The 22860-nt window shown below is 72.2% G+C and carries 22 protein-coding genes and 1 pseudogene; 14 read left to right on the forward strand and 9 right to left on the reverse strand.

From position 1 onward, the window contains the following. Positions 1–172 precede the first annotated feature (172 nt). Positions 173–1513: a hypothetical protein gene (locus SCAB_RS35440; RefSeq protein WP_013004926.1), complete on the forward strand. Its 1341-nt coding sequence runs from the start codon at positions 173–175 to the stop codon at positions 1511–1513. Between the two features lie 98 nt (positions 1514–1611). Next, entirely contained in the window at positions 1612–2157 is a 546-nt protein-coding gene (locus SCAB_RS35445; protein ID WP_013004927.1) for an NUDIX domain-containing protein, read from the forward strand. A 28-nt stretch (positions 2158–2185) separates the two neighbouring features. Here SCAB_RS35445 and SCAB_RS35450 read toward each other — a convergent pair whose 3' ends face one another. Both SCAB_RS35450 and SCAB_RS35455 read right to left on the reverse strand, forming a co-directional pair. Next, the gene (locus SCAB_RS35450; protein ID WP_037725616.1) at positions 2186–2443 is read right to left on the reverse strand and encodes a hypothetical protein; all 258 of its coding nucleotides are present in this window, start codon (positions 2441–2443) and stop codon (positions 2186–2188) included. Between the two features lie 192 nt (positions 2444–2635). Then, positions 2636–3511 (reverse strand): 3-hydroxybutyryl-CoA dehydrogenase, encoded by an 876-nt coding sequence (locus SCAB_RS35455; protein WP_078580243.1) that lies wholly within the window; start codon positions 3509–3511, stop codon positions 2636–2638. A 175-nt stretch (positions 3512–3686) separates the two neighbouring features. Here SCAB_RS35455 and SCAB_RS35460 point away from each other — a divergent pair, with 175 nt between their 5' ends. Beyond that, positions 3687–4949, forward strand: a complete 1263-nt coding sequence (locus SCAB_RS35460) for a glycoside hydrolase family 10 protein (protein WP_013004930.1) — start codon at positions 3687–3689, stop codon at positions 4947–4949. A 24-nt stretch (positions 4950–4973) separates the two neighbouring features. Here SCAB_RS35460 and SCAB_RS35465 read toward each other — a convergent pair whose 3' ends face one another. Both SCAB_RS35465 and SCAB_RS35470 read right to left on the reverse strand, forming a co-directional pair. Further along, positions 4974–5171: a DUF1918 domain-containing protein gene (locus SCAB_RS35465; protein WP_013004931.1), complete on the reverse strand. Its 198-nt coding sequence runs from the start codon at positions 5169–5171 to the stop codon at positions 4974–4976. Positions 5172–5273: 102 nt separating this feature from the next. Then, a complete protein-coding gene (locus SCAB_RS35470; protein ID WP_041670030.1) occupies positions 5274–6278 on the reverse strand; it encodes a DMT family transporter in 1005 nt (334 codons plus the stop codon). Here SCAB_RS35470 and SCAB_RS35475 point away from each other — a divergent pair. From SCAB_RS35475 to SCAB_RS35485, 3 genes and pseudogenes are all read left to right on the forward strand, one after another. Continuing rightward, positions 6277–7749, forward strand: a complete 1473-nt coding sequence (locus SCAB_RS35475) for an aminotransferase-like domain-containing protein (protein WP_013004933.1) — start codon at positions 6277–6279, stop codon at positions 7747–7749. The two genes, SCAB_RS35470 and SCAB_RS35475, sit on opposite strands and share 2 nt — an antisense overlap. Before the next feature lie 17 nt (positions 7750–7766). Next, positions 7767–8204: a GNAT family N-acetyltransferase gene (locus SCAB_RS35480; RefSeq protein WP_013004934.1), complete on the forward strand. Its 438-nt coding sequence runs from the start codon at positions 7767–7769 to the stop codon at positions 8202–8204. Positions 8205–8310: 106 nt separating this feature from the next. Then, positions 8311–8883, forward strand: a pseudogene (locus tag SCAB_RS35485) (histidine phosphatase family protein); the annotation flags it as partial. A gap of 18 nt (positions 8884–8901) precedes the next feature. Here the strand turns inward: SCAB_RS35485 and SCAB_RS48765 are convergent. Further along, complete coding sequence (locus tag SCAB_RS48765; protein ID WP_013004936.1) at positions 8902–9351, reverse strand: DUF6314 family protein; 450 nt, start codon at positions 9349–9351, stop codon at positions 8902–8904. Between the two features lie 160 nt (positions 9352–9511). On the opposite strand from SCAB_RS48765, the gene SCAB_RS35490 reads away from it, so the two are divergent. Beyond that, positions 9512–11995 (forward strand): alpha-L-arabinofuranosidase C-terminal domain-containing protein, encoded by a 2484-nt coding sequence (locus tag SCAB_RS35490; protein WP_013004937.1) that lies wholly within the window; start codon positions 9512–9514, stop codon positions 11993–11995. Positions 11996–12031: 36 nt separating this feature from the next. Here SCAB_RS35490 and SCAB_RS35495 read toward each other — a convergent pair whose 3' ends face one another. Next, positions 12032–12784, reverse strand: a complete 753-nt coding sequence (locus SCAB_RS35495; protein ID WP_013004938.1) for a LysR substrate-binding domain-containing protein — start codon at positions 12782–12784, stop codon at positions 12032–12034. 100 nt (positions 12785–12884) lie between these two features. On the opposite strand from SCAB_RS35495, the gene SCAB_RS35500 reads away from it, so the two are divergent. Beyond that, a complete protein-coding gene (locus SCAB_RS35500; RefSeq protein WP_013004939.1) occupies positions 12885–13289 on the forward strand; it encodes a DUF5997 family protein in 405 nt (134 codons plus the stop codon). 99 nt (positions 13290–13388) lie between these two features. Continuing rightward, a complete protein-coding gene (locus SCAB_RS35505) occupies positions 13389–14912 on the forward strand; it encodes a hypothetical protein (RefSeq protein WP_013004940.1) in 1524 nt (507 codons plus the stop codon). Between the two features lie 12 nt (positions 14913–14924). On the opposite strand, the gene SCAB_RS35510 is transcribed toward SCAB_RS35505, so the two are convergent. Further along, positions 14925–15665, reverse strand: a complete 741-nt coding sequence (locus SCAB_RS35510; protein ID WP_013004941.1) for a VOC family protein — start codon at positions 15663–15665, stop codon at positions 14925–14927. A 156-nt stretch (positions 15666–15821) separates the two neighbouring features. Between SCAB_RS35510 and argC the strand changes: the two genes are divergently transcribed. From argC to SCAB_RS35535, 5 genes are read left to right on the forward strand one after another with little or no spacing between them, the layout of a single operon-like run. Beyond that, a complete protein-coding gene (gene argC, locus SCAB_RS35515) occupies positions 15822–16853 on the forward strand; it encodes an N-acetyl-gamma-glutamyl-phosphate reductase (RefSeq protein WP_013004942.1) in 1032 nt (343 codons plus the stop codon). Beyond that, positions 16850–18028, forward strand: a complete 1179-nt coding sequence (gene argJ / locus SCAB_RS35520) for a bifunctional glutamate N-acetyltransferase/amino-acid acetyltransferase ArgJ (protein ID WP_013004943.1) — start codon at positions 16850–16852, stop codon at positions 18026–18028. The genes argC and argJ overlap by 4 nt, the downstream gene beginning before the upstream one ends. After that, positions 18025–18933: an acetylglutamate kinase gene (gene argB / locus SCAB_RS35525; RefSeq protein ID WP_013004944.1), complete on the forward strand. Its 909-nt coding sequence runs from the start codon at positions 18025–18027 to the stop codon at positions 18931–18933. Before argJ ends, argB begins: the two co-directional genes overlap by 4 nt. Next, entirely contained in the window at positions 18930–20147 is a 1218-nt protein-coding gene (locus tag SCAB_RS35530; RefSeq protein ID WP_013004945.1) for an acetylornithine transaminase, read from the forward strand. The genes argB and SCAB_RS35530 overlap by 4 nt, the downstream gene beginning before the upstream one ends. Before the next feature lie 7 nt (positions 20148–20154). Then, complete coding sequence (locus SCAB_RS35535) at positions 20155–20691, forward strand: arginine repressor (RefSeq protein ID WP_013004946.1); 537 nt, start codon at positions 20155–20157, stop codon at positions 20689–20691. Between the two features lie 263 nt (positions 20692–20954). Here the strand turns inward: SCAB_RS35535 and SCAB_RS35540 are convergent, their stop codons facing one another. Both SCAB_RS35540 and SCAB_RS35545 read right to left on the reverse strand, forming a co-directional pair. Continuing rightward, entirely contained in the window at positions 20955–21749 is a 795-nt protein-coding gene (locus SCAB_RS35540) for an FAD:protein FMN transferase (protein WP_013004947.1), read from the reverse strand. 4 nt (positions 21750–21753) lie between these two features. Next, positions 21754–22836 carry an FMN-binding protein gene (locus SCAB_RS35545; RefSeq protein ID WP_013004948.1) on the reverse strand — a complete coding sequence of 361 codons (1083 nt, stop codon included), beginning with the start codon at positions 22834–22836 and terminating at the stop codon, positions 21754–21756. Positions 22837–22860 lie beyond the last annotated feature (24 nt).

The raw sequence follows: 22860 nt of genomic DNA on the forward strand, positions 1-22860 counted from the left end.
GAGGGGGAGCCGGCGGCCCGGCCGGCCTCTTGCGAGGCCTTTCAGTCAACCGGTCCGGAACTCTCCGCGACAGCGCGCGCACCGTCCGAATCCGGGCATTCCTTTCACACCCCGTGTGAAACCGGAGGCGCTACGCTGCGATGCGCCGGCACCGAGCCACCGGAGGGCCTTCATGCAGCCCAACACCCTGCTCGACGCGATCCTCGACGAAGCCGGTGTCTCCCACGCCGGTCTCGCCGCCCACGTCAACCAGGCGGGGCGGGCCCGGGGACTCGCCCTGAGATACGAACACACCGCCGTGGCACGGTGGTTGAAGGGCCAGCGGCCGCGCGGCCAGGTGCCCGACCTGATCTGCGAGGTGCTCGCCGGACGGCTGCGCCGGACGGTCACCCTCGACGACATCGGACTCGGCGTGCCCGGTGAGCCGGTCTCCTCGCACGGGGCCGGGCTTTCGGGGTTCGTGGAGCGCGCCACCGCCCTGTGGCGCTCCGACGAGCAGCAGCGCCCGCACGTCCTCGGTGCCCCCGCCGTCACCGGCACACCCGCCGTGATGCCGGTCTGGGAGTGGGAGAACCCGCCGGAGGACGTCGACGTGTCCCGCGGCGGGCGGCACCACGTGAGCATGGCCGACATCGAGATGCTGCGCGCGGCCCGTACCCACTACGAGCAGATGTACCGCAAGGCCGGTGGTGTCGCCACGCGCACCCGGATCGTCGGGTTCCTCAACGCGGAGGCCGCGCCGCTGCTGCGGGGCACCTACACCGACGCCACCGGGCGCCAACTGCACCGGGCCACCGGGGGACTGGTGGCCATCGCCGGGATCTGCGCCTACGACGCCGACGCCCACGGGCTGGCCCAGCGGTACTTCCACCAGGCGCTGCGGCTGGCCAAGGCCAGCGGGGACCGAGGGCTGGGCGCCTATGTGATCGCACTCCTCGTCAACCAGTCGCTGTTCATGCGCGAGCACCGGCAGGCCGTCGCCTTCGCCGAGGCGGCGCTGCGCACCGCGGGCCGGCACATCACCCCCGCGCTCTCCTCCGACCTCTACGCGATGCAGGCGAAGGCGTACGCGCACCTGGGCGACGGTACGAGTGCCCTGTCCTGCATCCGGCGGGCCGAGCAGGCCGCCGAGCACATCCGGCGCGGCCACGAACCCGATGAGACCGGCTATGTCCAGCCCGGTCTGGTGAACGTACAGGTGGCGGAGGCACTGCTCAGCCTCGGTGAGCTGACGGCCGCGGCGGAGCACGCGGCGGCGGCCGTCGGCACCCCGGCGCACGACCGGGGGCGGGTGCACCGGCTCGCGATGCTCAGCCAGATCGAGCTGCGGCAGGGCCACGCGGACAAGGCGGTGGCCACCGCCGTGGAAATGGCCGAACAAGCACGGGGTATGGAGTCCATGCGCCTGCGCGACCGACTGCGGGCGGTGCGTGAACACCTCGTGCGCAGCGGCTGCGCGGGGACCTCCGAAGCCGCCGAACTCATCGACGGAGCACTGCGCGTACCGATCTGACGCGGTGCCCGGGGTGCGGCCGTGCACCGGCCGTGCGCCTGCTGTCCCTCAGCTCCTGCTGCGATATTGCCACTTACTCGGAGGAAGGTGGCAGAACCATGCAGTGGGCGAAACAGAGCGAACAAACTGTGTACTCGAACCGCTGGTTCAGCGTCAATCTCGCAGATGTCGCGTTGCCGGACGGGCGACACCTCGATCACTTCCTGATACGGCTGCGGCCCGTGGCCGTGGCCACCGTGATCAACGAGGCCAACGAGGTGCTGCTGCTGTGGCGGCACCGCTTCATCACCGACAGCTGGGGGTGGGAGCTCGCGGCGGGTGTCGTCGAGGACGGCGAGGCCGTCGCCGAGGCCGCCGCCCGCGAACTGGAGGAGGAGACCGGATGGCGGCCGGGACCCCTGCGCCACCTGATGAGCGTCGAGCCGTCCAACGGGCTCACCGACGCCCGGCACCACATCTACTGGGCCGACGAGGGCGCGTACGTCGGTCATCCCGTGGACGACTTCGAGTCGGACCGCAGGGAATGGGTCCCCCTCAAGCTCGTGCCCGACATGGTCGCCCGCGGCGAGGTCCCGGCCGCCAACATGGCGGCCGCCCTGCTCCTGCTGCACCATCTGCGTCTCGGGCAGGACACCAGGCCCTGAAAGCCTCCGGGCGTCCCGCCCCGGGGTCCTAGCGGCCCAGTGCCTGCCAGACGGACACCACGAGGGCGCCCAGGGACGTGAGGGCCGCCACCGCGGGCAGCGGCCAGCGGGCGTGCTCCAGGGTGACGACCCGGGTGTGCAGGTCGTCCAGTTCCTTGGCGCTCTGTTCGGCGCGGTGGCTCAGCAGGGTCAGCCCTCCTTCGACGCGTGTGTGCGCCACATCCAGGCGGCGGCGTAACTCTGCGAGTTCGCCGTGGTGCACGGGATGCTCGGGGTCGATGGCCACGAGTCCGCTCCTCTCTGTAGTCGTGTCATCGCTTGCATGTGCACGTGCAGTCAACTCCCCTGGTGGGCGCGCGGGGAGAGTGTGCGAACGGCATATGCGTGTCCGCCGCGCACACGGTGTGTGAATACGACGGGCCCGGCACCTTTCCAGGTACCGGGCCCGTGGGCACCGAAGGAGACTGACCGTCCGTAGTCAGGCGTACGAGTAGAAGCCGGACCCCGTCTTACGGCCGAGCCGTCCGGCGTCCACCATGCGCTGGAGCAGCGGGGGAGCGGCGTACAGCGGCTCCTTGTACTCGTCGTACATGCTGTTGGCGATGGAGACGATGGTGTCCAGACCGATCAGGTCGGAGAGCCTCAGCGGGCCCATCGGATGCGCGCAGCCCAGCTCCATGCCGTTGTCGATGTCCTCGCGGCCCGCGATGCCCGACTCGAACATCCGGATCGCGGAGAGCAGATACGGCACGAGCAGCGCGTTGACGACGAAGCCCGAGCGGTCCTGGGCGCGCACGGCGTGCTTGCCGAGCACCTTCTCGGCGAACAGCTGTGCCCGGCTGAGGGTGCCCTCGGAGGTGGTGAGGGCCGGGATCAGCTCGACGAGCTTCTGTACCGGGGCCGGGTTGAAGAAGTGGATGCCGATGACGTGGTCGGGCCGGGAGGTGGCAACCGCGAGCTTCACCAGCGGGATGGAGGAGGTGTTGGAGGCGAGGATCGCGTCGGGGCGGGTCACCACCTGGTCGAGCACCTGGAAGATCTCCGTCTTCACCTGCTCGTTCTCCACGACCGCCTCGATGACGAGATCACGGTCGGCGAACTCGCCGAGGTCGGTCGTGAAACTGAGGCGCGCCTGCGTCCCGTCCCGCTCCGCCTCGGTGATCTTGCCGCGTTCCGCCGCCTTGGACAGGGAGTTGAACAGCCGGGTACGGCCGATCTCCAGAGCCTCGCCGCTGGTCTCGGCGACCTTCACGTCCAGTCCGGCGCGGGCGCACACCTCGGCGATGCCCGCTCCCATCTGGCCGCAGCCCACGACTCCGACTCGTGCGAGATCGCCTGTCGGGAAGTCCGTCACATCGTCCCTTTCACTGGTCCACGTACCTGGCAGATACCCCTGGTTCGGTCCTGCGCCAAACCCGCACGTTACCCGTGGCGTCTACTGATCAGTATTCCGGGTGTCCATGGAAGGCTGGCCGGGACCGGTCCGCGACGGCGCGGACACGCGGGAAGCGGGACGCGGAGGTAGCCCCATGTACCGAAAGCCACGCATGTCACGACGGGCGTTCTGGGCGACCGCGGCGGCGACACTCGTGGCGGCCGGCGGTGCGGCGGCCGGTACCGCCGTCGCCGGCGGGAGGCCCAGCCCCCGCCGCCGCAGGGCGGCCGAGGGCGAGCTGCGCGGCATGTGGCTGGCCACCGTCCTCAACCGGGATTGGCCCTCCGTCCCCGGCCTGTCCGCCGGCGAGCAGCGCGCCGAACTCCGCTCCCACCTCGACACCGCCGTGGCCCGCCGCCTCAACGCGGTGATCTTCCAGGTCCGTCCCACCGCCGACGCGCTCTGGCCCTCCCCGCACGAGCCCTGGTCCCAGTACCTCACCGGCACCCAGGGCAAGGACCCCGGCTGGGACCCCCTCGGCACGGCGGTCGAGGAGGCGCACGCCCGGGGCCTGGAACTGCACGCCTGGTTCAACCCGTACCGGATCGCCGTCCACGCCGACCCGAGCCGTCTCGTCGCCTCGCACCCGGCCCGGAAGAACCCCGACTGGGTCGTCCCCTACGGCGGCAAGCTCTACTACAACCCGGGCATCCCCGCCGTCCGCGCCTTCGTGCGCGAGGCCATGCTCGACGCCCTGCGGAAGTACCCGGTCGACGCCGTGCACTTCGACGACTACTTCTACCCGTACCCGGTGGCCGGCCAGGTCTTCGACGACGACGCGGCGTACGACCGGTACGGCGGGAGCTTCCCCGGCCGGGCCGCCTGGCGGCGGGACAACATCGACCGGCTGGTCCGGGAGACCGCCGCGGAGATCAGGACGATCCGCCCCGGCACACAGTTCGGGATCAGCCCCTTCGGGGTGTGGCGCAACGCCGAGACCGACGCACGGGGCTCGGCCACGCGGGCCGGCGTACAGACGTACGACGATCTGTACGCGGACACACGGACCTGGGTCCGGGAGAACTGGATCGACTACATCGTTCCGCAGCTGTACTGGGACATCGGCTTCGCGGCCGCCGACTACGCCGAGCTGCTGCCCTGGTGGGAGGAGACCGCCCGGGGCAGTGGGACGCGGCTGTACATCGGGGAGGCCCTGTACAAGGCGGGCGACCCGGCGCAGCCCGCGGCCTGGCAGGACCCGGCCGAGCTGTCGCGGCACCTCACCCTCGCCAAGGAGCACGCAGAGGTCCGGGGACATGTGTTCTTCTCCGCCAAGGAGGTGGAGGAGGACAAGATCGGGGCCATGGCACGCGTGGTCGCCGACCACTACCAACGGCCGGCGGAACCACCGCGCTGACGGGGCCGGGCGGGCGCGGACCCGTTACCCGGGCTCGCCGGGGTGACGGACGACCGTGTCCGGGCCCGGAGACATCAGCGCCTCGTGCCCGTCGTCCTCGAACCGGACCCGGTAGGGCGGGTTGCCGTCGTGGCCGAGCACTTCCAGGACCCGCGCGGTCCGGTCGTGGTGCCCGACGGTCCTGCCGTGCACCAGCAGGGTGTCGCCTACAGCTGCCTGCATCGGGGGCCTCCTCGTCTCGCACGGGAGTGGCGTTCCATGACCGCGGTCCGGTGCGGGCGGCGCCGGTCGGACCGGTGTGCGGCGAACGGCTCCCGGGCGTCCTCAGGCCGAGGAACGCTGGGTGACCGCGATGCAGACCAGTACGGCGGCGGCCGTCAGGGGAGCGGCCGGGGTGAGCTGCTCCCCGAGGAGCAGCACCGACCACACCAGTGTGAGCAGCGGCTGCGCCAGCTGCAACTGGCTGGCCTTCGGTATGCCGATCGCCGCCATGCCCCGGTACCAGACCACCAGCCCCAGGAACTGGGACCCGGCCGCCACCCACAGCAGCCCGGCCACCCCGTGCGCGCTCAGCCGGACCGGCTCCTGGGCCAGTGCCAGCAGGGCTCCCGGCACGCTCAGCGGCAGGCACAGCACCAGCGCCCAGCCGATGACCTGCCAGCCGGGCATCACCCGGGCCAGCCGGCCGCCCTCGGTGTAGCCGGCCGCACAGACCAGCAGGGCGGCGAAGAGGTACAGGTCGGCGGTGGTCAGGGCGCCGCCGCTCTGCGTCACGGTGAAGGCGATGACGGCGGCGGCTCCGGCGAGCGCGGCGGTCCAGAAGGTGCGCGAGGGGCGCGTGCCCGTGCGCAGCGCGGAGAACACGGCCGTCGTCAGCGGCAGCAGGCCGACCACCACGGCGGCGTGCGCGGTGGTCGAGGTCCGCAGCGCGAGCGTGGTCAGCAGAGGGAAGCCCAGGACGACACCGGCGGCCACGACCGCGAGCCCCGCCCAGTGCCGGCGGGCGGGCGGCCGCACCCGCAGGGCCAGCAGACAGCCCCCCGCGAGGACGGCGGCGAGGACACTGCGCACGGCGACCAGCGACCAGGGGCCGAAGCTCTCCAGGCCCCAGGCGGTGGCCGGGAAAGTGAGGGAGAAGGCGGTGACACCGAGGGCGGCCTGGAGGGTGCCGCCCGTGCGCGGGACGGCCACGGTCGTGTCCGCCGGCCGGGTCCCGGCGGGTCGGGGCTGCTGCCCGCCGGTCTGCGGCTCGCGGTCCACCGGTAGTGAAGGGCTCTCGCGGTCCACCGCTACTGAAGGGCTGGCGATAGCGCTACTCTCTGCTCTCATGCAAGAGCGTAGCAGTGGTGCGGAACTGGCGGAACAGCTGAAGAAGGAGCTGGACCGCTACTCACCGGGCGGAAAGCTGCCGTCGAGCCGGGCGCTCGTCGAGCGGTTCCGGGTGAGCCCGGTGACCGTCTCGCGGGCCCTGGCGCAGCTCGCCGCCGAGGGGCTCGTGGTGACCCGGCCGGGGGCGGGCGCCTTCCGGGCCCGGCCGCGTGACCGCGGCACACCGGTGGGGGACACCTCCTGGCAGGAGGTCGCGCTGAGCGCGGACGGGAGCGCCGAGCCGTCGCCCCGCACGGTGGACGCCTCCGGGGTGCTGGTCTCCCTCGCCTCTCCGCCTCCCGGCGTGATCGAGTTCAACAGCGGCTATCTGCACCCCTCCCTGCAGCCGGAGCAGGCCATGGGCGCGGCCCTGTCGAGAGCCGGGCGCCGGCCCGGAGTATGGGCCCGGCCGCCGGTCGAGGGCGTTCCCGAACTGCGGGAGTGGTTCGCGCGGAGCATCGGCGGGGCGATCACCGCCGCCGAGGTGATCGTCGCGGCGGGCGGCCAGTCCGCCCTCACCACCGCCCTGCGTGCCCTCGCGCCGCCCGGAGCGCCGGTGCTCGTCGAATCGCCCACCTATCCGGGCATGCTGGCGATCGCCCGGGCCGCCGGACTGCGGCCCGTGCCCGTGCCCGTGGACGCGGACGGGGTCAGGCCCGCCCTGCTCGCCGACGCGTTCAGGGCGTCCGGCGCCCGGGTCTTCGTCTGCCAGCCGCTCTTCCAGAACCCCACCGGCGCCGCCCTCTCGGTGGAGCGCCGGGGCGAGGTGCTGCGGATCGCCCGAGAGGCGGGGGCGTTCGTCGTGGAGGACGACTTCGTCCGCCGGCTCGTGCACGAGGACGCCGGCCCTCTGCCCGCGCCCCTGGCTGCCGAGGACCCCGACGGCGTGGTCGTGCACGTCTCCTCGCTCACCAAGGCCACCTCGCCCAGCTTCCGGGTGGGCGCCCTCGCCGCCCGCGGGCCGGTCCTGGAACGGCTGCGCGCCATCCAGGTCGTCGACACCTTCTTCGTCCCCCGCCCCCTCCAGGAAGCCGCCCTCGAACTCGTCGGCTCTCCCGCCTGGCCCCGCCATCTGCGGGCGGTCTCCCGGGAGTTGCGCAACCGCCGGGACACGCTGACCACCGAGCTGCGGACGCGCCTGCCCGAACTCGCCCTGCCTCACATCCCCTCCGGCGGCTACCACCTGTGGCTGCGTCTGCCCGACGGCACTGGGGGCACCTCCCAGGCTTTCGGCTCTGGGGGAGAGCCCGCCCTGGTCGCCGCCGCCCTCCGCGCGGGCGTCGCCGTCACCCCCGGCCGCCCGTACTTCAGCGCCGAACCCCCGGCCGGACACCTGCGGCTGAGCTTCGCGGGCGTCGCGGGCGCGGGCGAGATCGCGGAAGGGGTCCGGCGGCTGGCGACCGCGGTAAACGGTTCGACAGTGGGCCTCTGACCTGCGAACGTCCAGCCATGAACGACGGTGCGGCCCTCCCCGGGGGCTACGAGATGTCCGACGACCCCGCCCGCCTGGACGTGGCCCGGGTCCACCACTGGCTGTCCACCGACGCGTACTGGGCCCTCGGCCGCCCCCGCGAGAAGCTGGAGAGCGCGATCCGCGGATCCCTCAACTTCGGGGTGTACGAGGAGGGTTCGGGGAAGCAGGTCGCATACGCCCGGGTGGTGACCGACCGGGCCACGTTCGCCTGGCTCTGCGACGTCTACGTCGACCCGTCGGTGCGCGGGAAGGGGCTGGGCACCGCCATGGTCGCGGCCGTCCGCGACCACCTGGGGCCGTACGGGCTGCGGCGCGTCCTGCTCGCCACGCACGACGCGCACGGGGTCTACGCCAAGCTCGGCTTCCAGCCGCTGGCCGAGCCCGGCCGGTGGATGGCGCTGGTCTCCGAGTGAGCCCCGGGCGCGGTGACGACCGCTTACCGGTACGCGTGGCGATACCCCTGGTAACTCCTGAGTAACGCCTCTTGACCTGCGCAGTCCCTCGTTCCACCATCGCCGCATGCCACTTCGGGTCACGTTCGTCGCCGCCGCGCGCTGTTCCTCGCTGCTCGCGGAACGTTTCGAGGACGACCGGCCGCTGGACCAGGCCGGCTGGGACGAAGTACAGCGCGCCGCCCATGAGCTGGTGCCCCTGGCGGCGGCCGAGCTGCGTTACTGCTCGCCCACACCCCGCAGCCGGGCCACCGGGGACGCCCTCGGCTACGCCCCGCTGGCCCAGCCCGCGCTGCGGGACTGCGACATGGGCCGCTGGCGCGGCTTCACCCTCGGTGAGGCCATGGCGCGGGAGCCCTCGGCCGTGGACGCCTGGCTCGCCGACCCCCGTTCCACACCGCACGGCGGGGAGTCGCTGATCACCTTCATCTCCCGCATCGGCGGCTGGCTGGAGACCCGGCCCGCCGAGGAGGGCTGCCGGATCGTCGCCGTGGCCGAGCCGTCGGTCCTGCGGGCCGCCCTGGTCTACGCGCTCAAGGCCCCGCCGTCGTCGTACTGGAACATGGACATCGGCCCCCTGTCGACGGTCACGGTCGCGGGTCACGCCGGACGCTGGAACCTGCGGCTGGGCGCCGCGCGCCAGGCGGGCGCCCGCTTGTCAGCGCGCTCGCTCGCGGGTGAGGTCGGTGACCAGGAGCAGGTCCTTCGCGGGGCCGCCTACCCGCCACAGCGTCCGCCAGCGGTTCTCGTCGTGGACCTCGAACGTGCCCCGGTAGAGATCGGCGGCGCAGGGATGGTCCGTACGCCAGTGGCCGGTGGTCAGGTCCAGGTCGTGGAAGGGGCGGCCGTCGCCGAAGCGGACGTCGGCCGTGCCGGGAGCGGTGCCCGGCAGGAAGCGCAGGGTGCGTTCGGCGGGGCGGGGGACGCCCTGCCACACGAAAGTTCCGGTCTCCCGGTGGAGCAGTCCGCCGTCGTCCAGTAGGCCGAAAACGGTCTGGCCCGTGAACACCCCCTCGGCCCCGCTCGCGAGGTCCCGCACGGATCGCACGACCCGCCAGCCGCCGGAGAGATACGCCAGGGCATCGGGAACTGGCAGGAAATCGCTCATCGGTCCTTCACTTCCGACACTTTCGGTACCGCGCGACCCGTTGACGCTGATCTCGTCACCTCCCTATCTTGCCGTTCGATGTGCTGATCATTGTCTGATATTTCGAACCACTCCCTGTTTCTCACGCCCCCATGCCCCCACCCCGAGCCGCGGAGTATTCATGTCACGCAACACCCGCGCCCGTTGGCGACTCGGCCTCACCGCCACCGCCCTCCTGACGACGGCCGCGCTGATCCCGGCACCCGCACACGCCGAGGACGTCACCGACTACGCGATCACCGTCGACCCCTCCACCGAGGGGGCGAAGATCGACGACACGATGTACGGCGTCTTCTTCGAGGACATCAACCGGGCCGCCGACGGCGGTCTGTACGCCGAGCTGGTGCAGAACCGGTCCTTCGAGTACTCGACCGCCGACAACCGCGCCTACACCCCCCTCACCTCCTGGTCCGTCGACGGCACCGCGCGGGTGGTGAACGACGCCGGCCGCCTCAACGAGCGCAACCGCAACTACCTCTCCCTGGGCGCCGGTTCGGCTGTCACCAACGCCGGCTACAACACGGGTGTCCGCGTCGAGAAGGGCGAGCGGTACGACTTCTCGGTGTGGGCGCGCGCCGAGAGCCGTACGGCGCTGACCGTCATGCTCCAGGACGCGGACGGCGCCCTCGCCGAGGCCGCCGAGGTCACGGTCAAGGGCGGCTGGGCCAAGTACAAGGTCCGTCTCAGGGCGACGCGGACCAGTTCCACGGGCCGGCTGACCGTCGCCGCCGCCGGTGCCGCCGCCCTCGACGAGGTCTCCCTCTTCCCGCGCGACACCTACAAGGGCCACAGGAACGGCCTGCGCGCGGACCTCGCCGAGAAGATCGCCGCACTGGAGCCCGGCTTCGTCCGCTTCCCCGGCGGCTGCCTCGTCAACACCGGCTCCATGCAGGACTACAGCGCGGCCTCGAACTGGGAGCGCAAGCGCTCCTACCAGTGGAAGGACACCATCGGCCCCGTCGAGCAGCGCGCCACCAACTCCAACTTCTGGGGCTACAACCAGAGTTACGGACTGGGCTACTACGAGTACTTCCAGTTCTCCGAGGACATCGGCGCGATGCCGCTGCCCGTCGTGCCCGCCCTGGTCACCGGCTGCGGCCAGAACCGGGCCACCGAGGACGAGGCCCTCCTCCAGCGGCACATCCAGGACACCCTTGACCTCATCGAGTTCGCAGGCGGCCCCGTGACCAGCGAGTGGGGCGCCAAGCGCGCCGAGATGGGCCACCCGGAGCCCTTCCACCTCACCCACCTCGCCGTCGGCAACGAGGAGAACCTGCCGAACGAGTTCTTCGCCCACTTCAAGAAGTTCCGGGCCGCCATCGCGGCGAAGTACCCGGACATCACGGTGATCTCGAATTCCGGCCCCGACGACACGGGGGCCACCTTCGACACCGCGTGGAAGCTGAACCGCGAGGCGAAGGTCGACATGGTCGACGAGCACTACTACAACAGCCCGCAGTGGTTCCTCCAGAACAACGACCGCTACGACTCCTACGACCGGAGCGGCCCGAAGGTCTTCCTCGGCGAGTACGCCTCCCAGGGCAACGCCTTCAAGAACGCCCTCTCCGAGGCCGCCTTCATGACCGGCCTGGAGCGCAACGCCGACATCGTGAAACTCGCCTCCTACGCGCCGCTCCTCGCCAACGAGGACTACGTGCAGTGGAGCCCCGACATGATCTGGTTCAACAACCACGCGTCCTGGAACTCCGCCAACTACGAGAACCAGAAGCTGTTCATGAACAACGTCGGCGACCGCGTGGTGCCGTCGACGGCCACCGGTACACCGGCCCTCTCCGGCCCCATCACCGGCGCCGTGGGCCTGTCGACCTGGGCGACGACGGCGGCGTACGACGACGTGAAGGTGACCGCGGCCGACGGCACGACCCTGCTCACCGACGACTTCGGCGGTGACGCCTCGCAGTGGACCCACACCGGCCGCGGCAGCTGGAGCATCCAGGACGGGCAGTACACCCAGACCGACGTGGCCGCCGAGAACACCATGGTCTCGGCCGGCGACACCGCCTGGCACGACTACGACCTGAAGGTGAAGGCCACCAAGAAGGCGGGCAAGGAGGGCTTCCTCGTCGCCTTCGGCGTCAAGGACACCGGCAACTACTACTGGTGGAACCTCGGCGGCTGGAACAACACCACCAGCGCGGTCGAGCAGGCCGTGGACGGCGGCAAGTCCTCACTGATCTCCAAGCCGGGCACGATCGAGACGGGCCGCGCCTACGACATCGAGGTCGAGGTGCGCGGGCGGAAGGTGACCCTGCTCCTCGACGGCAAGGAGTGGGGCAGCTTCACCGACGACAAGCCGGCCGAGCCGTTCCGCCAGGTGGTGACGCGGGACGCGGAGACCGGTGAGCTGATCGTCAAGGTCGTCAACGCCCAGCCGTCGGCGGCGCGTACGTCCATCGACCTCGGGACCGCGCGAGTGCGGTCCACCGCCCACGTGACCACGCTGACGGCCGCGCCGGATGCGGTGAACACGGAGACCGCCACACCGGTCGCGCCGGTGAGGTCCACGTTCGGCGGGGTGGCCGAGAAGTTCAGCTACACGTTCCCGGCGAACTCCGTGACGTTCCTGCGGATCAAGAAGCGGTGAGGGGAGCGCGGCCTCCGGGGCAGTGGTGAGGAGGCCCTAGGAGCGGCGGCGGGGCTTTCCGGGCTTGCCGCCGCTCTTCGCGTTCCGCTGGCCCCGGGCCGTCGTGGGCTGGCGGCGGGCGGTGTTCGCCGCGGGACGCCTGGGCTTCTGTGGCGGCTTCTTCTCCTCCGCGGGCTTGGCGCGGCCCCGGGAGGAGTTGACCGTACGGCCCCGGACGATGCCGATGAAGTCCTCGACCAGGTCGGTGGTCGCGTCCTGGGGCCAGGACAGGGCGACCCGGGATTCCGGGGCGTCCGTGACCGTGCGGTAGGTGAGGTCCTTGCGGTGGTGCAGCCGGGCCAGCGACTGGGGAACGATCAGGAGACCGATCCCGGCCGCCACCAGCTCGATCGCGTCCGCCGTGGTGGCGGGGCGCTCGAACGCCGGCTCTCCCGGCGGCCGCTCCCAGCCGAGGGTGTCGTCGAGCGGATGCAGGACCACCTCGTCCGCCAGGTCCTCGGTGGTCACCTCCTCGACCGCCGCCACGACATGGTCCCGGGGAACCACGACGACCGTGGTCTCGGCGTACAGGGGAATCGCGCTGAGGTCGTCACCGTCCACCGGCAGCCGTACGAAACCGGCATCGGCGCCGCCGTCCCGCAGCACGCCGAACGCCTCGGCGGGGGAGACCTGGAGGAGGGTCAGGGGGACGTCGGGCAACCGCTCGTTCCAGATCCGCACCCACTTGGTGGGCGTCACTCCCGGGACGTACGCGAGCCGGAACGAAGAAGGTGCTTCCGAGCCTGTCACAGCACCAGGCTAACGGGCGGGGGCACCGGCCCGGTCATGGCGGGCGGTGACCGGGGCGGCCGTGGTCGGCGGGCGTGCACGCGGTCGATACCCTTGACCCATGACGTCGCACCAGACCACCCAGACCATGAAGCCCGCCACCGCGGCGAAGAAACTGGGTGTGTACCTCCAGGCCACGCCCGCCGAGTTCCAGGAGGGCGTCGTCACCCGCGCCGAGCTGACCGCGCTCCAGACCGACCCGCCCGCCTGGCTGGAGGAGCTGCGCCGCAACGGCCCGCACCCGCGTCCCGTGGTCGCCGAGAGGCTGGGAATCTCCATCGCGGGCCTCGCGCGCGGCGGAGTGACCGAGGCCCTCACCACCGAGCAGATCGAGGCGCTCCGGCAGGACAGCCCGGAGTGGCTGCAGAAGGAGCGGGCCACCCAGGCCGAGGTCCGCAAGGAAGGCGCCCGCATCAAGCGGCGCAACGCGGAGCGGGCGGCCCGGCCGGACGACAGCCGTTCCTGACCCGTCGCTCCCCGACTCTCCGTCCTGCCCACCGCCCTCCTGCCGCTGCCCGCGGAAATTCGTGAGCCGTCCGGCAGGGGCCCGGGGCAGGATGCCCCCGTGAACCATCTCCTGTGCGGGCTCGCCGCCAATCCGGCCCTGCCGGCCGAGCTGGTCGACCGGCTCGTCGCCCTGGCGGACGACGACGTCGACCACCACCTCACCGGCCGGGACGACCTCAGCCATGCGCAGACCCTCACGCTGGCCTCGCGGAGCGAGCTGAACGGGGTGCCTCTGGCGTACCGGGGCCGGCTGACCGCAGCCGACGTCGACCCCGGGGCCCAGCCGCGTACCGCCCTCGCCCTGCTCGACGAGGGTGCCGGCGACCCCGCGTGGGCCCGGCTCCTCGCGGCGGATCCGGAGGCCGAACACCGGGAGAAGCTGGCCGCCTGCCCCGGTCTGCCCGACGACGTGGTGGAGACCCTCGCGGCCGATCAGGACATACGGGTCGTCGTCGAGCTGGCCCTGTGCGCCCCGCCGGACGTGGCCGCCCGGCTCGCCGGGCATCCGCACGCCGAGGTCCGCCTGGCCGTGGCGGCCAACGAGTCGGCGCCGCCGGAGGTGCTGGCGGCACTCGTCGGCGGCGAAGGGCTGCCGCCCGCGCGGCACTGCCTGGTCTGCGACCGCGACGAACCGCCGTTCACCCACGCCCCGGACTGCCCGCGGGACGACTGCGACCTGCGGCCGGGCGCCTCCTGCGACGGCTCCCACGAATCCACCGCACTGGACACCCTGTGGGCAGCCCTGGAGAACCCGGCCACACCGGCCCACGCCGTCGCGGGCCACGCAGGACACCCCTCGATGGTGCTGCGCCAGGCCCTCGCCGCCCGCCCCGGTCTGCCCTCGGAGACGTATGCCCGGCTCGCCGAGGACCCCATGCCGGGCGTCCGCGCCGACCTCGCCGGGAACCCCGCGATCGACGGCGCCCTGATGCGCACACTCGCCGAGGACACCTCCCCCGAGGTGCGGCGCTCGCTCGCGCACAACCCGCGGGTGCCGCTCGACGTGCTCACCCGCGTGGCCGCCGGCACCCGGATCGGCGGCACCCTGCTGCCGAGGATCGCCGCGGCCACGCCCGCCGAGGTGGAGGAGCTGGCGCGGTCGCCGCACCCGGTCGTCCGCTTGCTCCTGGCGCGACGGCGTGATCTGCCGGCCGGGATCGGTGCCGTACTGGCCGACGACCGCGACGCCAAGGTCGTCGCGGCCGTCGCCGCGCACCCCGGCCTCGGTGAAGCGCGGTTGCGGGCCATGGTCGACCGGCACGGTGTCCGGGTCGTCGCCGGGGTGGCCGCCAACCCCGACGCCACGCCCTCCTTGCTGGAACACGTGTCCCGGCACAGCCCTCCGGCCCGCAGGGCCCTGCGCGAGATCGCCCGCCACTCCCGTGCGACGGCACCGGCCCTGCTGGCCTGTCTCGCGGACGAGCGGGCGAAACCCCTGGCCGCCGGCCATCCGGCCCTTCCGCCCCAGGCCGTCACGGCCCTGCTGGCCGACCCCGACCCGCAGGTCGCGGAGTCCGCGGCCGCCAACCCCGCGCTCCCGCGGGCCGAGATGCGGAGGCTGGCGGAGGAACTGCTGCCCTAAGGCCCTTCTGCGTCAGGAGCGGGCCAGCACGCAGAACGGGTGGCCCTCCGGGTCCGCCAGGCACCTCCAGGACACCTCGCCCTGGCCGACGTCGAGATCGGTGGCGCCGAGGGCCCGCAGCCGGGCCGTCTCTGTCTCGTGGTCGTCGTCGGGGAACCGCAGCAGGTCGAGATGGACTCGGTCCTGCCCGGTCCGCGCACCGGGCGTGCGGAGGAACTCCAGATACGGGCCGACGTCCTGGGCGGAACGCAGCACCGCACTGTCGTCGCTCACCTCGCGCAGGGTCCAGTCCGTGGCCGCGTCCCAGAACCGCGCCATGGCCCGCGGATCCACGCAGTCGACCACCACCGCGGCGACCGGCCCGGTGTCGCGGTAGACCTCCCGGGGTTCCAGCACGCAGAACTCGTTCCCCTCCGGGTCGGCGAGGACCGTCCACGGCACCTCGCCCTGACCCACGTCGGCGGGCCTCGCACCGAGAGCCAGCAGGCGATCGACCAGCTCCCGCTGATGGGCCGCGGAGGTGGTGGCCAGATCGAGGTGCATCCGGTTCTTCGCCGTCGACCCGGCTTCCGGTACGGCGATGACGTCGACAGCCAGGCCGACCGGATCACGCCAATCGAAGCCGGCGGGCTGGACGGCGGTCGCGCCCGAGCCCGAGCCGGAGACACCCCAGCCGAGCGCACGCGCCCAGAACCGGCCGAGCGCCGAATCGTCCACAGCCTTGATGTTCACCTGAACAGGTCGCAGAGCCATGGCGGCGATCCTATGCAGGGCCCGGTGAGGGCGCCCATGCCGTATCGGGCCGGGTGGGACCCCGTGCTTTTCGGCCGAGACCCCTGCACCGCCTCCACAAAGATTGCATAAACGTGCAGCGAAACGTATAGTCATGCCATCCAGGAGGAGGATTCCATGGCGGCGGTACGTGTGGCGGTGGCGGGAGCGAGTGGTTATGCGGGCGGCGAAGTGCTGCGCCTGCTGCTCGCACACCCCGAAGTGGAGATCGGTGCGCTGACCGGCAGTTCGAACGCGGGCCGACGGCTGGGCGGGCTCCAGCCGCATCTGCTGCCCCTGGCCGACCGGGTGCTGCAGGAGACGACGCCCGAGGCCCTGGCCGGGCACGACGTCGTGTTCCTCGCGCTGCCGCACGGGCAGTCCGCGGCCGTGGCCGAGCAACTCGGCCCGGAGGTGCTCGTCATCGACATGGGCGCCGACTTCCGGCTCAAGGACCCCGCCGACTGGGAGCGCTTCTACGGCTCGCCCCACGCCGGCACCTGGCCCTACGGCCTCCCCGAACTTCCGGGTGCCCGCGCCGCGCTGGAGGGGTCCAAGCGCATCGCGGTACCCGGTTGCTACCCCACGGCCGTCACCCTGGCGCTGTTCCCGGCCTACGCCGCGGGCCTCGCCGAGAACGAGGCCGTGATCGTCGCCGCCTCCGGCACCTCCGGCGCGGGCAAGGCACCCAAGACCCACCTGCTCGGCAGCGAGGTCATGGGATCCATGACCCCGTACGGCGTCGGCGGCGGACACCGGCACACGCCCGAGGTGACCCAGAACCTCACCGGAGTCGCCGGCGAGCCGGTCACCGTGTCCTTCACCCCGACCCTCGCCCCGATGTCCCGCGGCATCCTCGCCACGTGCAGCGCAAAGGCGAGGCCCGGCGTCACCGCCGACTCCGTGCGCACCGCCTACGAGAAGACCTTCGCCGACGAGCCGTTCCTCCATCTGCTCCCCGAGGGGCAGTGGCCCGCCACGGCGTCCGTCCACGGTTCCAACGCCGTACAGATCCAGGTCGCGTACGACGAGGCCGCGGGCCGCATCATCGCGATCAGCGCCATCGACAACCTCACCAAGGGCACCGCCGGTGGCGCCCTCCAGAGCATGAACATCGCCCTCGGACTCCACGAGACGACGGGGCTTTCGACGATCGGAGTCGCACCGTGAGCGTGACGGCAGCCAAGGGGTTCACAGCGGCGGGCATCGCCGCCGGGATCAAGGAGAACGGAAACCCGGACCTGGCCCTCGTGGTCAACCACGGGCCCCGCCTCGCCGCCGCGGGCGTCTTCACCTCCAACCGTGTCAAGGCGGCACCGGTTCTCTGGTCCGAGCAGGTGCTGAAGAGCGGCGAGGTCTCCGCCGTCGTCCTCAACTCCGGCGGAGCCAACGCCTGTACGGGTCCGAAGGGCTTCCAGGACACGCACGCCACCGCCGAGAAGGTGGCCGATTCCCTCAACTCGGCGGGACATGACGACCTGGGCGGTCACGCGGCCGGGATGGTCGCGGTGTGCTCCACCGGTCTCATCGGCGTCCTCCTGCCCATGGACAAGCTGACGCGGGGCGTCGACAAGGCCGTCGCCCAGCTCTCCGAGCACGGCGGTGAGAAGGCCGCCATCGCCATCAAGACCACCGACACCGTGCACAAGACGGCCGTCGTGACGCAGGACGGCTGGACGGTCGGCGGGATGGCGAAGGGCGCCGGCATGCTCGCGCCCGGCCTCGCCACCATGCTCGTCGTCCTCACCACCGACGCCGACCTGGAGAGCGACGCCCTCGACCGGGCCCTGCGCGCCGCGACGCGCACGACCTTCGACCGGGTCGACTCCGACGGCTGCATGTCCACCAACGACACCGTGCTGCTGCTCGCCTCCGGCGCCGCCGGAGTCACCCCGGAGTACGCGGAGTTCGCCGAAGCCGTACGCCAGGTCTGCGACGACCTCGGACAGCAGCTCATCCGGGACGCCGAGGGCGCCAGCAAGGACATCAGGATCGAGGTCGTGAACGCCGCGACCGAGGCCGACGCCGTCGAGGTGGGCCGCTCCGTCGCCCGCAACAACCTCCTCAAGTGCGCCCTGCACGGCGAGGACCCCAACTGGGGCCGGGTCCTCTCCGCGATCGGCACCACGTCCGCCGCCTTCGAGCCCGACCGGCTCAACGTCGCCATCAACGGCGTCTGGGTCTGCAAGAACGGCGGTGTCGGTGAGGACCGCGAGAAGGTCGACATGCGCTACCGCGAGGTGCACATCGTCGCCGACCTCGCCGCGGGCTCCGAGACGGCCACCATCTGGACCAACGACCTCACCGCGGACTACGTCCACGAGAACAGCGCGTACTCCTCATGAGCGGCACGCGGAAGCACACCGCCCTCCCCAAGGCCCAGATCCTCATCGAAGCGCTGCCCTGGCTGACCCGTCACAACGGCAAGACGGTCGTCATCAAGTTCGGCGGCAACGCCATGGTCGACGAGGACCTCAAGGCTGCCTTCGCCCAGGACGTCGTCTTCCTGCGGCACGCCGGGCTCGACGTCGTCGTCGTGCACGGCGGCGGCCCGCAGATCAGTGCCGCCCTCGACCGGCACGGCATCGTCAGCGAGTTCAGGGCCGGCCTGCGCGTCACCACCGAGGACGCCATGGACGTCGTCCGCATGGTGCTCGCCGGGCAGGTCCAGCGCGAACTGGTCGGCCTGCTCAACCAGCACGGACCGCTCGCCGTCGGACTGACCGGCGAGGACGCGCACACCATCACCGCCACCAGGCACCGGCCCGAGGTCGACGGAGAGTTGATCGACATCGGGCGGGTGGGCGAGATCACCGCGATCGACACGGGCGCGATCGAGGCACTCCTCGCCGACGGCCGCATCCCGGTCGTCTCGTCGATCGCCCGTAGCCAGGACGACGGACATGTCTACAACGTCAATGCTGATACGGCGGCTGCGGCACTCGCTGCTGCTCTTGACGCCGAAACCCTCATGGTCCTCACGGACGTCGAGGGCCTCTACGAGGACTGGCCGAACAGCGACGAGGTGATCAGCCGCCTCACCGCCACCCAGCTGGAGAAGCTGCTGCCGGACCTGTCCTCGGGCATGGTGCCGAAGATGCAGGGCTGCCTGCACGCCGTACGCAACGGCGTCCAGACGGCCCGTGTCATCGACGGCCGGGTCCAGCACTCGATCCTGCTGGAGATCTTCACCGACGAGGGCATCGGCACGATGGTCGTGCCGGACCCGGAACAGGGGGACGCCGTATGACCGCCAACGAGGAGCTGACCCAGCGGTGGCGCGGGTCGCTCATGGACAACTACGGCACCCCGAAGCTCTCGCTCGTCCGCGGCGCCGGCAGCAAGGTGTGGGACGCCGACGGCACGGAGTACGTCGACTACGTCGGCGGGATCGCGGTCAACGCGCTCGGCCACGGCCACCCGGCCGTCGTCGAGGCCGTCAGCACCCAGATCGCCTCCCTCGGCCATGTCTCCAACCTGTTCGTCGCCGAACCGCCGGTCGCCCTGGCCGAACGGCTCCTCGAACTCTTCGGCCGCGACGGCAAGGTCTTCTTCTGCAACTCGGGCGCCGAGGCCAACGAGGCCGCCTTCAAGATCGGCCGGCTCACCGGGCGGACCCACATGGTCGCGACCGAGGGCGGCTTCCACGGCCGCACCATGGGCGCGCTCGCCCTGACCGGCCAGCCCGGCAAACAGACCGGCTTCCACCCGCTGCCCGGCGACGTCACCCACGTCCCGTTCGGCGACGCGCAGGCTCTGGCCGCCGCCGTCACCGAGGACACGGCCCTCGTCATCATCGAGCCCGTGCAGGGCGAGAAGGGCGTGGTGGTCCCGCCGGCCGGCTATCTGAAGGCGGCGCGGGCCATCACGGCCGCGGCCGGCTCGCTGCTCGTCCTCGACGAGGTGCAGACCGGCGTCGGCCGGACCGGGCACTGGTTCGAGTACCAGGCGCACGAGGGCGTCCTGCCGGACGTCGTCACCCTCGCCAAGGGCCTCGGCGGCGGACTGCCCATCGGCGCGACCGTCGCCTTCGGGCGGGCCGCCGAGCTGCTCCGGCCCGGACAGCACGGCACCACCTTCGGCGGCAACCCGGTCGCCTGCGCCGCCGGACTCGCCGTCCTGGAGACCATCCGGGCGGAGGGGCTGCTGGAGAACGTCAAGCGGCAGGGCGAGAAGCTGCGCGAGGGGATCGAGTCGCTCGGGGACCCGATGATCGACCACGTCCGTGGCGCGGGCCTGCTGCTGGGTATCGTGCTCACCGAGCCGCTCGCGCCACTGGCGCAACAGGCCGCACAGGACGCCGGTTTCCTGGTGAACGCGCCCGCACCCGATGTCGTGAGGCTGATGCCCGCGCTCAATGTCGCGGACGCGGAGGTGGACGCCCTCCTCCGGGCACTGCCCGGCATCCTCGACGCGGCACGGGCGGCTCATGAAGCCAGCGGGGACGGACGAGCCGGAGAATGAGACGACGATGAGCCAGGCGCAGGAGCACGACCAGGCGGGGCCCGCCGTGCCGCAGACCCGCACCGCACGCCACCGGCGGATCGTGGACATCCTCAACCGGCAACCCGTGCGGTCGCAGAGCCAGTTGGCGAAGCTGCTGTCCGACGACGGGCTGAGCGTCACCCAGGCGACGCTCAGCCGGGACCTGGACGAGCTGAACGCGGTGAAGATCCGCAACACCGACGGCGACCTGATCTACGCGGTGCCGAGCGAGGGGGGATTCCGGACCCCTCGGGCGCCGCTCGGGGGGTCGGCGAAGGAGGAGCGGATGCGGCGGCTCTCCGCGGAGCTGCTGATCTCCGCCGAGGCCTCGGCGAACCTGGTGGTGCTGCGGACACCGCCGGGCGCGGCCCAGTTCCTGGCCTCGGCCATCGACCAGGCCGAACTGCACGACATCCTGGGGACGATCGCGGGCGACGACACACTGATGCTGATCAGCCGGGACCCCGTGGGCGGTCAGGCGCTGGCCGACCACCTGCTGAGGCTCGCCCAGAACGGACACTGAGGCCCGCGCCGGGGGGCGGGGCGGCTACGGGGAGGCGGGTTCGCGAGGGGACGCCGGGTGCGGGTGGCGCACGGCCGGTCGCGCAGTTCCCCGCGCCCCTTTGGCGGCCCGCGGTTTCCCGTGTCCCCGCCCACCCGTGCCGCCGGGCCGACGGGGCATCTTCCGCTCGGCGAGGCCGGGAGTGAGGGAAGGCGGGCGCGGCACCCCGTGAGCGCCGGTGAGCGAAGCCCGGCCGGCGTCGGCCCGGCCCGGTGCCTCCCCGCTCAGCCCAGCCGCGCGGCCAGCCCGCCCGTGCAGCGGACCTCGTCGCCCGCCGTGATCAGCAGGGCCTCGGTGTCCTCCAGTGACTCCAGCCACGCCAGGCCCTCGCGGGAGCCCATGGCGAAGGCGGCCGTGGCCCAGCAGTCGGCCCAGGTGAGGCCGGGCGCCACCACCGTCACCGAGACCAGGTCGGTCACCGCGGACTTCCTGGTGCGGGGGTCGACGATGTGTGCGCCCCGTTCGGCCGTGCCGGACGTGGCCACCGCCAGCCGGTCCGCCCCGGCGGCGGTGACGACGGCCGCGAGCCCCCCGGGCCGCAGCGGGTCCGCCACGCCGACGCGCCACGGCCGCTCCGGGCCGGGGACGCCGTACAACTGGACGTCACCGCCCCCGTTCACGTTCACCCCGGTCGCGCCGGCGTCGACCAGCAGCCGGGCCGCCCGTTCGGTGGCCCACCCCTTCACCAGCCCGGTCGGGTCGAAGCGGCCCTCGTACGTGGCGCTGAACCAGCCACCGCTCGACCGCTCGGCCTCGGCGCACAGGTCGAGCACCTCGCCGACCTCGGGAGCGCACTCCTCGATCGTCACCTCGCCCCGCGCGAGCCGGGAGATCTGGCTGTCCTCGCGGTAGGTGCTGAACACCTCGTTCACGGCGTGGAGCCCGGCCACCGCCTCGTCCAGCGCCGCCCTGACCGCGGCGGGCTCGCCTCCCCGCACGTCGAACGAGAAGACGGTGCCCATGACCTCCTCGACGTGCCGCAGCGGGGCGGGCGCGGGGGCTCCGACGGGTTCGCTCATGGGGTCATCCTGCCTGGTCCAGTGCGGACTGGAGGGACTCCTTGTAGCCGCCGCTGGTGTACGTGGCGCCGGAGACGGCGTCGATGTCGGCGCTCCCCGCCGAGACGGCGTTCTTGTTGAGCTGCGGGATGGCGGTGCCGCTGATCTGGGTGGAACGGCCGCCGGTGGGCTGCTGCAGCGCCTCGGCGTTCGTGATCCGGCCGTCGGTGACCGTGACCCGGACCTGGACCGGCCCGTAGTCCGTCTTGACGGCGGAGCCCGTGAGCACCTGCGTGCCCGTCACCTGCCCGGCCCCGGACTTGTCGGCGTCGCCGCCCCCGTCCTGCGCCTTGCCGCCCGCCTCGACCTCGCCGCCGCCCGAGTCCTGCGCCTTGCCGGCCTGGTCGAGGGCGGACTGGAGGGACTCCTTGTAGCCGGCGCTGGTGTAGGTGGCGCCGGAGACGGCGTCGATGTCGGCGCTGCCCGCCGCCACGGCCGCCTGGTTCAGCTTCGGCACCGAGTCGCCGGTGATCTGCGTGGAGCGGCCGCCGCTCGGCGCCTGTACGGCCTCGGCCTTGGTGATCTTGCCGCCGCTGACCGTGACCCGGACCTGGACCGGCCCGTAGTCGGTCTGGACGGTCGTCCCCGTGAGCACCTGGGCGCCCGAGTCCTGCGCCTTGCCTGCCTGGTCCAGGGCGGACTGGAGGGACTCCTTGTAGCCGGCGCTGGTGTAGGTGGCACCCGAGACGGCGTCGATGTCGGCGCTGCTCGCCGTCATCGCCGCCTGGTTCAGCTTGGGGATGGCGTCGCCGCTGATCTGGGTGGAACGGCCGCCGCTGGGCTGCTGCACCGCCTCGGCCTTGGTGATCTTGCCGCCGTCGACGGTGATCCGGACCTGGACGGGGCCGTACTCGGTGTCGACGGCGGAACCCGTCAGGGTCTGCGCGCCCGCCGCCACCCCGCCCTGCGCCGAAGGGACGCCCCCGGCCGCGCCTGCCTGTACCGACCCGGCGTCCGAGGCCGGCTTCAGCGACAGCAGCAGCACGATGCCGGACACGGTGGCGGCGGTGGCGAGCAGGGTCCGCCGGATGGGGTGGCTCTTCTTCATCGCTCCTTCAGCTCCTGAGGTGTG

Origin of the sequence: Streptomyces scabiei 87.22 (assembly GCF_000091305.1) — a bacterium.
GTDB lineage: Bacteria > Actinomycetota > Actinomycetes > Streptomycetales > Streptomycetaceae > Streptomyces > Streptomyces scabiei.